Raw genomic sequence first — 9,614 nt, forward strand, 5'->3', positions numbered from 1 at the left:
GGATCAATCTCACGCAAAAATCGTCATCAAATACGCAATAAACAACGCCATATGCGCCGCGCCGTTTAGCACGTTGGTTCGTCCGGTAGAGAATGAAATCTGGCACAGCAGCAACGAGGCCACCATCACAATCATCTCCGGCGCACCCAGCGCAAACTGCAGCTCGTTGCCCGTCATAAAGGCAATCAGCGTTACCACCGGAACGGTAAGTGAAATCGTCGCCAGTACGGACCCGAAGAACAGGTTCATCGCGCGCTGCACCTGGTTATTCAACACCGCTTTCAGCGCGCCCAGCCCTTCAGGGGACAAAATCAGCAGCGCCACCAGGAAGCCGGTAAACGCCACCGGCGCGTTCAGCTCGGTTAACAGCGTTTCCAGCGGGTTGGCGTTCATCTTGGTGACGGCAATCACCGCAATCAGATGCACGATCAGCCAAACCGTATGCCACGCGCTGCTGTGGGCCGACGGCTTGCCGTGGTGCGGGTCATCATCGTCGCCGTCATCTTCATGCTCGTACACAAACAGGCTCTGGTGCGTTTTCGTCTGAATCAACAGGAACACGCCGTACATGGCGGCGGAAATGAGTGCGACCAGCAGCGCCTGACCGGTAGAGAAATTTGCACCCGGCAGCGCCATCGGGAACACCAGCACGATAATAGCCAGCGGGAAGAGGGCAATCAGATACTGTTTAATGCCGAAGAGGTTCATATACTGGGTCGCGAACTTGCGGCCGCCCAGCAGCAGAGAGAAGCCCACCAGGCCGCCCGTCACAATCATAATGATCGAGTAGAGCGTGTCGCGCATCAGCGTCGGCGCGGCATCGCCGGTGGCCATGAGCGCGGAAATCAGGCTGACTTCGAGAATAACAACGGAAAGGCTGAGAATTAACGAGCCGTACGGCTCACCCAGACGGTGGGCTAATACGTCCGCGTGACGAACTACGCTAAAGGCGCTGGTTAAGATGCCGACCAGCGCAAGAATATTGATACCAACCACCACTGGCAGTGACTGACTGCTTCCCCAGAAGAGCAGCACAGCCAGTGCCAGAACCGGGAAAATGAGCGACGTCTCCTTGTGGCGGGTCTTAACCGCCTCGTGTGTTGTTGTCATGTGCTTCTCCATCAATGCAGGTGCTTGTAATTATAGATAGATTTTTGAGGGCATTAAACTAACAGATATCTGATAAATACCGTTGAAGTTTTACTTAATTTTACGGTTTGAGGTTAATATTTATTATTACTGCCATAAAGCAAAGTTATCAATAAAATAGTATTGCATTACAGTAAATTAGATTCATTAATTAAGCATAAATGAAATCAACCTGGCAGGCACGGGCATCCTCAACCACACTTATCTCTTTAGCAAAAAGAGAGGTTTCCGATGCCATATAAAACGAAACGCGAGTTACCCGATAGCGTGCAGCACGTCCTCCCTGCCCACGCGCAGGATATCTACAAAGAAGCCTTTAACAGCGCCTGGGATCAATACAAAGATAAGGACGAGCGCCGGGATGATGCCAGCCGTGAAGAGACGGCGCACAAGGTAGCCTGGGCCGCCGTAAAACATGAATACGAGAAAGGCGACGATGATAAATGGCACAAAAAGAAATAGCCGCAAAATAATAAGCTGCCTGCATTTTGACTTTTCAGGCGGTTCAACTTCCGTTGTATTGCAACTGGTCCGCTAATTGCTTATCGTTATTTAACTGCTGGCAAAATGACCAGCATAGAATGCCGGGAAGGCGAATTACAGATGTCGCAAGGAAGCATGCAGTGGCGGAGGTGTAATGTGTTAACGCGTGATTTCTTAATGAAGGCAGATTGTAAGACGGCATTTGGTGCTATTGAGGAATCGCTTCTCTGGTCAGCTGAACAACGGGCGGCGTCACTTGCTGCCACGCTTGCCTGCCGCCCGGATGATGGCCCGGTATGGATTTTTGGCTACGGTTCCCTGATGTGGAACCCAGCTCTCGAATTTGTCGAATCGGCAACGGGAACCTTGCCTGGCTGGCACCGCGCGTTTTGTCTGCGCCTGACGGCCGGACGCGGCAGCGCGTGCCAGCCGGGGCGCATGCTTGCACTGAAAGAGGGCGGGCGCACCACGGGTGTCGCTTACCGCCTGCCGGATGCCACGCTGGAAGACGAACTGACGCTGCTCTGGAAGCGCGAGATGATCACTGGCTGCTATATGCCGAGCTGGTGCAAGCTGGAACTGGATGACGGACGCACCGTCAATGCGCTGGTATTTATTATGGATCCGCGCCACCCGCTATATGAAGCGGATACCCGTACGCAGGTGATCGCGCCCTTGATTGCCGCGGCCAGCGGGCCGCTGGGGACCAACGCGCAATATCTGTTTTCACTCGATCAGGAACTGACGCGTCTGGGCATGCAGGACGAATGTTTGAATGAGCTGGTCATGAAGGTGAAAGCGCTGCTGGAAGGGAACCTGCTTAATAACCCGCTACGTCCGGGTTTTGCCTGAAAAAACGCCCGGCTAAACCGGGCGTTCGTTTTATGCGGCAACGTAGCTGACCGAATGCTCCAGTGACTGACTGTGGCTGTCAATCAGGACATCCCAGGTGCCGGTATAAGGCACGGTCAGCCACGCCTTGTCATCCTGCACCGTCAGAATATCCGCCTGCGATTGCTTCTGCGCTTTTGAACTCATGAGATGAATGCGGCAGCGTTCTGAGCAACGTACCACGACCGTATCCCCGCCAAACAGTTTCAAACTTGTCTTCACCAGTGCCATTTTTTACCCCGTCGATTTTGCCCATCCCGAGCGTGATATTGTTCACAATTTACTCATTGCATAACACCAAAGGGGAGGGGGAGGGATGATGATTTTGATCAAAAAATGGCATAACGTTTAAACAAAAATGACAAAATGCCTGAAAGCATTCAGCTGGCGCGTGTTTTACCCGGTTAACCCGCGCCAGAAGAAAATTAAATGCGGAAATGGCCGGCGGTTTCAGCAAGGTCGCCCGCCTGACTCTGCAGCGCGCTGGCCGCTGCGGCAGACTGCACCACCAGTTCGGCGTTCTGCTGCACCATTCTGTCCAGATGCGTTACCGCGTGGTTGATCTCGTGAATGCCTTTCATCTGCTCGCTGGTGGCAATCGAGATTTCACGCATAATCCCCGAGACGCTACCGATGCTGGAGCGGATCTCATCCATACTTTCTCCGGCCAAATGCACGTAGCGCGAACCCGTTGCCACGCTGTCGGTTGTAGAATCGATAAGGGATTTGATCTCTTTCGCCGCCTGAGCGCTGCGGCTGGCGAGGTTTCGCACTTCTCCAGCCACCACCGCGAAGCCGCGGCCTTGTTCGCCCGCGCGCGCCGCTTCGACCGAGGCGTTCAGCGCCAGAATGTTGGTCTGGAAGGCAATGCCGTCGATGACGCTGGTGATATCGCCAATCTTCGCCGAGGCCACCTCAATCGACTGCATGGTAGTGATAGCCTGAGAAACCACTTCACCCCCGCGCGACGCTGCAGCAGAGGCTTTGCTTGCCTGCTCGTTCGCTTCTGCCGCAGATTCATTTGACTGGGTGACGGAGGCGGTGACCTCTTCGACGGCGCTGGCGGTTTCGCGAAGGCTTGATGCCGCTTGCTCAGTGCGCCCGGAGAGATCCTGGTTACCGGCTGCGATTTCCTGCGCCGCATTTTTCACCGAGGCGCTGGCGTCGCGCAACTGGACCATCACGACCGAGAGCTTATCGCTAAACGCGTTGAACGCCTGGGCAATTTGCGCCACTTCGTCATCACCGCTGTCCGGCAGGCGCTGCGACAGGTCATTGGTGCCGTTAGCGATGTTATGCATGGCGTCGCGAATATCGGACAAACGCTTCAACAGGCGGGCTATCAGGAAATGAACAATCGCGCCGCTCAGCAAGGCGAGGATCACCAGCGACAGCGCAGAGGCTTTCAGCAGCGAGCGCATGCCGGAGGTAGCATCGTTGTTATCGAGCGCTACGGCCAGCATCCAGTGCGTGCCCGGCACGGCGGTTGCCACGAAGGTTTTTTCGCTGCCGTTGAACGTCCCCTCAACCAGGCTACCGCTTTTCAGTGCCGCAAAATCGGTCCCTTTGATGGTTTCAGCGAATGGCTTGAGCGTGAGCGCCGGATCGCTGGCAGCAATCACCGTGCCATCGCTATCAAGGAGTAACCCGCTGCTGGCAGGCGTCGGGTGAATACCGCGTACGTTAGCCACCACGCTGTCCATCGCCACGTCGCCTGCCACAACCGCTTTTAGCGCACCGTTCTCCTTCACCGGCACCGCAAAGGTCACCACCAGTTTCCCGGTCCCCGCGTCCACGTACGGGGCGGTCACGACCGGGCCATCCGTACTCACCACCTGCTGATACCAGGGGCGGATCGTGGGGTCATAATCTGCCGGGACGCCCGCCGGGTCGGAGAACTTCGCCGTTTTGCTGGCGTAGCCGACATAGACGTTGGTGAAGCCACCCGCCTGCGCAAGCTGTTTGAATACCGGAACCGGATCGTCATTCAGCGCAACGGTCTGCGCGGAGGCTATCACCGTCATTTTGCTTTTAACCCAGTCTGCAATCGCCATGTTATGGCTGGCGCTGGTGCTGGTCAGAATATCCCGCTGCGACTGCTGGTTATCCTGGCGCGTAACCTGGAAATTAATGACGGTATTGAGAAGAAGGGCGACGATCAGGCAACCTGTCGTCGCGGCAATAATACGGGCACGAATGGATCTGAACATAAGTGAAATACCTGCTGTGTTGTTTCCATGCCTATCGGCAGCCGCGCAGGTAAACTTGATGCTGAAACCGCGTCCATAAGAAAATAATATTTTTACGGGTTTATTATTAAAAAGTTAATACTTTATCAGCGGTCAGGGTCCACTCAGCCAGCTCAACCAGCGTCCCAATCTCGACGCCATCAATCAGCGGCAGTCCGGTGATACCGCGGCCGTCGGTGCAGGTCTTACAGAGTTTGACCGGCACATTTTGCGCGGTCAGGATCTCCAGCATCTGCTGGATGTTGTAGCCCTCGGCGGGTTTTTGTCCCTTGAGACCTGCGGTGACGGCGTCCGACATCAAAAAAAGGCGCAGCTCAAGTGCGCTCTCTTTCTCGCGCAGCGCTATCGCCAGTCGCAGGCTGTTGAAAAGGGATTCGCTGCCGTAGGCCGCACCGTTGGCGACGATCACAATCTTCTGCATGTTGACTCCTGTTGTTTGAAAGGCACGAATATTGCTTAACTCTCCGGGAGATTCGCTACCCGGGAGAGTAAGCATGACATTAATGGCGGGCAGTTCACCCGCGGCAACCGAGTGGTTCCAGCGCGCGACATTACTTCGCCGGGAGCAGCTCGGCAGGCTGGCTGCGTTGGGCGTGCTGGTTAACGGCATCAGCCGCCTTGTGCATATGCTCCAGTGCGAGCGCGGGGCATCCAACGTCTGGCTCTGCTCTCAGGGTAAGCTGTATGCCCCCGAGTGCAAAGCCAGTCGCGGGCTGGTGGATGAAAACCTCACTGCGCTGCAGGCCATGCTGAAAGCACAATTCCCGGTCACGGGGAGCGGCGTTTGTGAGCGCATCGCCTGTGCGTTACTCAGCCTGGAAACACTGCCTTTGCTGCGTGACGGGATAGACAGCCAAAGCATAACGGCACCTCAGGCAATGGATCATTACTGCCGGATGCTTCGCCATCTGCTCAGTATCGTACCGCAACTCAATGACAGCATTGACGATCCGCAAATCGCGGGCCGTTTTGTCGCCCTTTATAGCCTGATGCAGGGCAAAGAGCTGGTGGGGCAAGAGCGGGCACTCGGGGCGATAGGCTTCACGCAGGGCTTTTTCACTGATGAAACCCGCCAGCGACTGGTAGACAGGATTGACGGGCAGCAGGCCTGTTTTGAGATCTTTTTATCCCACAGCCACGCTGAGGTGCAAAACACCTTTGCCCACAACTGCCAGCCCGATCGAGAAACAGAGCAACTCCGGCGCGTCGCCTGCACCCGTCAGCCCGCCGCTGACAATGGCAATACCGCGCTAAACTGGTTTGCCCTGCAAACCTCGCGTCTTGAACATCTGCGCACGCTTGAAGAAATGGTGACTGCCGATCTGATGGTGGCGGTGGATGACGCGATTCATGCGTCCGGTGAAGCCACGATGAGTGGCGAAGAGCATGACGATCCTCTTGCGCTTTACCCGGATAAACCCTTGCTGCTGCTGGTTCGCCAGCAGGCGCGAGAGATAGACCAGCTCTCCCGCCAACTGGCATCACTCCGCGATACGCTGGAGGAGCGTAAGACCATTGATAAAGCCAAAAGCGTGCTGATGACGCATCAAAGCATGAGTGAGGAACAGGCGTGGACGGCACTGCGCAAAATGGCGATGGACAAGAACCAGCGCATGGTCGATATCGCGCGCGCACTGCTCACAGTGAAGAATCTGTGGCAGCTAACACCAAAGGAGTAGTTGCACAATCAGTGGGCATTTAATGCCTGATTGAGGTGCGCTAACGCGACAGCTATCAGGTTAACGCCCCGAAAGCAGGGCCTTAAAACCTGGCATTCCCTTTGCATTATCTGTTTAACCATTTTCGACGATGCGCCAACGGCGGTGCATGCGTCTTCGGGATAAAGGCGTCCAGCAGTGCTCCGGCACGGCGGGCGCTTTTTTTTGGCTTTTTTTCAGGAGTGGTCATGGCGGATTTGTCGAGACGGCGGTTTTTGCAGGCCAGCATGCTGGCGAGTGGCGCAATGCTGTTACCGGGTGTCATGCAGGCCGCGTGGGCGGCAGGCTCGGATAAACCGGAGCAGGAAACGGTGCGCATCGGGTTTATCCCGCTGACCGACTGTGCCCCGGTGGTTATCGCGGCGCTGAAAGGGTTTGATAAAAAATACGGCATTACCATCGTGCCCACCAAAGAGGCGAGCTGGGCGGCGGTGCGCGACAAGCTGGTGGCGGGCGAGCTGGATGCCGCGCACATTCTCTACGGCCTGCTGTATGGGCTGGAACTTGGCATCGCCGGCAAGCCACAGCAGATGGCGAACCTGATGACCCTTAACCAGAACGGTCAGGCCATCACGCTCTCCAGCGATCTGGCGGAGAAGGGCGTTCACGATCTCGACGGGCTGAAAAAGCTGATTGGGCAGCAGGCGCCTGGTACCTACACCTTCGCGCACACCTTCCCGACCGGGACGCACGCCATGTGGCTCTACTACTGGCTGGCCAGTGCGGGCATTAACCCCTTCGACAATATCCGGACCGTGGTGGTGCCGCCGCCGCAGATGGTGATGAACATGCGCATTGGCAACATGGTGGGCTTTTGCGTCGGCGAGCCGTGGAACGCGCGGGCGATTAACGACCGCATCGGCTTCACCGCCGCCACGTCGCAGTCCATCTGGGCCGACCATCCTGAAAAAATCCTCGGCACTCGCCGCGACTGGGTGGAGAGGAACCCGCATACCGCCCGGGCGCTCGTGAGCGCCGTGATGGAGGCCGCGCGCTGGATCGACGCCTCCCCGGAAAACAAACGCGAGACCGCGCGGATCCTCTCCCGCCGCGCCTGGCTCAACTGCAAAGAGCAGTACCTCACCGGACGGATGCTGGGCGAATACGACAACGGCCTGGGCCAGCGCTGGCAGGACGCGCACCCGATCCGCTTCTTCAACGAGGGAGCCGTCAGCTACCCGTATCTCTCTGACGGCATGTGGTTCCTGACCCAGTTCCGCCGCTGGGGTTTGCTTAAAGCTGCACCTGACTACTTGGGCATCGCGCAACGGATTAACCAGACCGCAACCTGGCAGGATGCTGCCACCGCGGTGGGGGGCATTACCGCACCGGCATCACCACTACGCAACAGCACATTGATGGACGGCACCGTCTGGAACGGTACCGACCCGGAAGGATACGCCAACCGCTTCGCCATTCATCGTAAAGGGGCCTGATTATGCAGCATCTGCAAAAGACGACATCACAAGAGACACACGTGAGTGGGGAAGTCATCCCCCTGCCACCCGTGCAGGTTCGCCGTCGCACCCCGGCATTTGCGCGTCGGATTAACGACCTTCTCCAGCGCATCATTCCGGCGTTGCTGGGCCTGGGATTGCTGGTGCTGCTGTGGCAGCTGGCGGCCATCAACAGCAAAGGCTTCCCGACACCGCTGAGCACCCTGGATTCGGCCATCACCCTGTTTGCCGACCCGTTCTACCGCGACGGGCCAAACGATATGGGCATCGGCTGGAACGTGCTGGCCTCTTTACAGCGCGTGGCGGTGGGGTTTGGTCTCGCGGCGTTAGCCGGTATTCCGCTGGGCTTTTTGATTGGCCGCTTCACCTTTTTCTCGCGCATGTTCAACCCGCTGATTGCGCTTCTGCGTCCGGTAAGCCCGCTGGCCTGGTTGCCTATTGGTTTATTGCTGTTCCAGAAAGCGGAGCCCGCATCGAGCTGGACCATTTTTATCTGCTCCATCTGGCCGATGGTGATCAACACCGCCGAGGGCGTGCGCCGCATTCCGCAGGATTATCTCAACGTGGCCCGCGTGCTGCAGCTCTCCGAGTGGACGATCATGCGCCGCATCCTCTTCCCGGCGGTACTGCCGGCGGTGCTGACCGGGGTGCGCCTCTCGATCGGCATCGCCTGGCTGGTGATCGTCGCCGCCGAGATGCTGACCGGCGGGCTGGGCATTGGCTTCTGGATCTGGAACGAGTGGAACAACCTCAACGTCGAAAACATTCTCATCGCCATCGTCATCATTGGCGTGGTCGGGCTGCTGCTGGAGCAGGGGCTGATGCTGATCGCCCGTCGCTTTAGCTGGCAGGAAAAATAAGGAGCGAACATGAAACCATTAATTCAGGTCCAGGCCGTGAGCCAGCGTTTTTCCACCGCCAGCGGCGAGTTTCTGGCACTGCAAAACGTCTCTTTTGATATCCACGAGGGCGAAACCGTCAGTCTGATCGGCCATTCCGGCTGCGGCAAATCGACGCTGCTGAACCTTATCGCAGGGATCACGCTGCCGACGGAAGGGGGGCTGATTTGCGACAACCGTGAAATTGCCGGGCCGGGTCCGGAACGTGCCGTGGTCTTTCAGAACCACTCCCTGCTGCCGTGGCTGACCTGCTTCGACAACGTGGCGCTGGCGGTGGATCAGGTCTTCCGTCGCACCATGAGCAAGGCCGAGCGCAAAGAGTGGATTGAGCACAACCTTGATCGCGTGCAGATGGGGCACGCGCTGCACAAGCGCCCGGGGGAGATCTCCGGCGGCATGAAGCAGCGCGTCGGCATTGCCCGCCCGCTGGCGATGAAGCCGAAAGTGCTGCTGATGGATGAACCCTTCGGGGCGCTTGATGCGCTGACGCGCGCCCATCTGCAGGACTCGGTGATGCAGATTCAGCAGGCGCTGAATACCACCATCGTGCTCATTACCCACGACGTGGACGAGGCGGTGCTGCTCTCCGATCGCGTGCTGATGATGACCAACGGCCCGGCGGCCACCGTGGGAGAAATCCTGCGCGTTGACCTGCCGCGCCCGCGCAACCGGGTGCAGCTGGCGGACGACAGCCGCTATCACCACATGCGCCAGCAGATCCTGCATTTCCTCTATGAAAAGCAGCCGAAAGCGGCGTAGCGAGGGGGC

The 9,614-nt window shown here is 57.6% G+C and carries 10 protein-coding genes; 6 read left to right on the forward strand and 4 right to left on the reverse strand.

What is annotated here, in order from left to right; translation table 11 throughout:
* Positions 1 to 9 precede the first annotated feature (9 nt).
* The gene (gene chaA, locus ENTMO_RS0115730) at positions 10 to 1,110 is read right to left on the reverse strand and encodes a sodium-potassium/proton antiporter ChaA (protein WP_010432924.1); all 1,101 of its coding nucleotides are present in this window, start codon (positions 1,108 to 1,110) and stop codon (positions 10 to 12) included.
* A 270-nt stretch (positions 1,111 to 1,380) separates the two neighbouring features.
* On the opposite strand from chaA, the gene chaB reads away from it, so the two are divergent.
* Both chaB and ENTMO_RS0115740 read left to right on the forward strand, forming a co-directional pair.
* Positions 1,381 to 1,611, forward strand: a complete 231-nt coding sequence (gene chaB / locus ENTMO_RS0115735; protein ID WP_010432927.1) for a putative cation transport regulator ChaB — start codon at positions 1,381 to 1,383, stop codon at positions 1,609 to 1,611.
* 177 nt (positions 1,612 to 1,788) lie between these two features.
* Complete coding sequence (locus ENTMO_RS0115740; protein ID WP_029485130.1) at positions 1,789 to 2,484, forward strand: gamma-glutamylcyclotransferase; 696 nt, start codon at positions 1,789 to 1,791, stop codon at positions 2,482 to 2,484.
* 30 nt (positions 2,485 to 2,514) lie between these two features.
* Here ENTMO_RS0115740 and ENTMO_RS0115745 read toward each other — a convergent pair whose 3' ends face one another.
* The 3 genes from ENTMO_RS0115745 to ENTMO_RS0115755 all read right to left on the reverse strand — a co-directional run bounded on the left by ENTMO_RS0115745 (position 2,515) and on the right by ENTMO_RS0115755 (position 5,193).
* Positions 2,515 to 2,754, reverse strand: coding sequence for a DUF1883 domain-containing protein (locus ENTMO_RS0115745; protein ID WP_010432930.1), 240 nt, complete (start codon positions 2,752 to 2,754; stop codon positions 2,515 to 2,517).
* Between the two features lie 194 nt (positions 2,755 to 2,948).
* Positions 2,949 to 4,733, reverse strand: a complete 1,785-nt coding sequence (locus ENTMO_RS0115750; RefSeq protein WP_010432932.1) for a methyl-accepting chemotaxis protein — start codon at positions 4,731 to 4,733, stop codon at positions 2,949 to 2,951.
* Positions 4,734 to 4,839: 106 nt separating this feature from the next.
* Positions 4,840 to 5,193: a DsrE/DsrF/TusD sulfur relay family protein gene (locus ENTMO_RS0115755; protein ID WP_010432934.1), complete on the reverse strand. Its 354-nt coding sequence runs from the start codon at positions 5,191 to 5,193 to the stop codon at positions 4,840 to 4,842.
* A gap of 73 nt (positions 5,194 to 5,266) precedes the next feature.
* On the opposite strand from ENTMO_RS0115755, the gene nasR reads away from it, so the two are divergent.
* The 4 genes from nasR (at position 5,267) to ENTMO_RS0115780 (ending at position 9,605) form a co-directional block, all read left to right on the forward strand.
* On the forward strand, positions 5,267 to 6,451 hold the full coding sequence (gene nasR / locus ENTMO_RS0115760) for a nitrate regulatory protein NasR (RefSeq protein ID WP_010432936.1): 1,185 nt from the start codon (positions 5,267 to 5,269) through the stop codon (positions 6,449 to 6,451).
* Positions 6,452 to 6,678: 227 nt separating this feature from the next.
* Positions 6,679 to 7,926: a CmpA/NrtA family ABC transporter substrate-binding protein gene (locus ENTMO_RS0115770; protein ID WP_029485131.1), complete on the forward strand. Its 1,248-nt coding sequence runs from the start codon at positions 6,679 to 6,681 to the stop codon at positions 7,924 to 7,926.
* A 2-nt stretch (positions 7,927 to 7,928) separates the two neighbouring features.
* Positions 7,929 to 8,807, forward strand: coding sequence for a nitrate ABC transporter permease (gene ntrB / locus ENTMO_RS0115775; RefSeq protein WP_010432943.1), 879 nt, complete (start codon positions 7,929 to 7,931; stop codon positions 8,805 to 8,807).
* A 9-nt stretch (positions 8,808 to 8,816) separates the two neighbouring features.
* Complete coding sequence (locus ENTMO_RS0115780; protein WP_010432945.1) at positions 8,817 to 9,605, forward strand: ABC transporter ATP-binding protein; 789 nt, start codon at positions 8,817 to 8,819, stop codon at positions 9,603 to 9,605.
* Positions 9,606 to 9,614 lie beyond the last annotated feature (9 nt).

The organism is Enterobacter mori LMG 25706 (assembly GCF_000211415.1).
In the GTDB taxonomy this organism is placed as follows: Bacteria; Pseudomonadota; Gammaproteobacteria; order Enterobacterales; family Enterobacteriaceae; genus Enterobacter; species Enterobacter mori.

Coding starts and splice junctions, on each gene's coding strand:
- chaA (WP_010432924.1), bottom strand. CDS start 1,110: ATGACAACAACACACGAGGCGGTTAAGACCCGCCACAAGGAGACGTCG.
- chaB (WP_010432927.1), top strand. CDS start 1,381: ATGCCATATAAAACGAAACGCGAGTTACCCGATAGCGTGCAGCACGTC.
- ENTMO_RS0115745 (WP_010432930.1), bottom strand. CDS start 2,754: ATGGCACTGGTGAAGACAAGTTTGAAACTGTTTGGCGGGGATACGGTC.
- ENTMO_RS0115750 (WP_010432932.1), bottom strand. CDS start 4,733: ATGTTCAGATCCATTCGTGCCCGTATTATTGCCGCGACGACAGGTTGC.
- ENTMO_RS0115755 (WP_010432934.1), bottom strand. CDS start 5,193: ATGCAGAAGATTGTGATCGTCGCCAACGGTGCGGCCTACGGCAGCGAA.
- nasR (WP_010432936.1), top strand. CDS start 5,267: ATGACATTAATGGCGGGCAGTTCACCCGCGGCAACCGAGTGGTTCCAG.
- ENTMO_RS0115770 (WP_029485131.1), top strand. CDS start 6,679: ATGGCGGATTTGTCGAGACGGCGGTTTTTGCAGGCCAGCATGCTGGCG.
- ntrB (WP_010432943.1), top strand. CDS start 7,929: ATGCAGCATCTGCAAAAGACGACATCACAAGAGACACACGTGAGTGGG.
- ENTMO_RS0115780 (WP_010432945.1), top strand. CDS start 8,817: ATGAAACCATTAATTCAGGTCCAGGCCGTGAGCCAGCGTTTTTCCACC.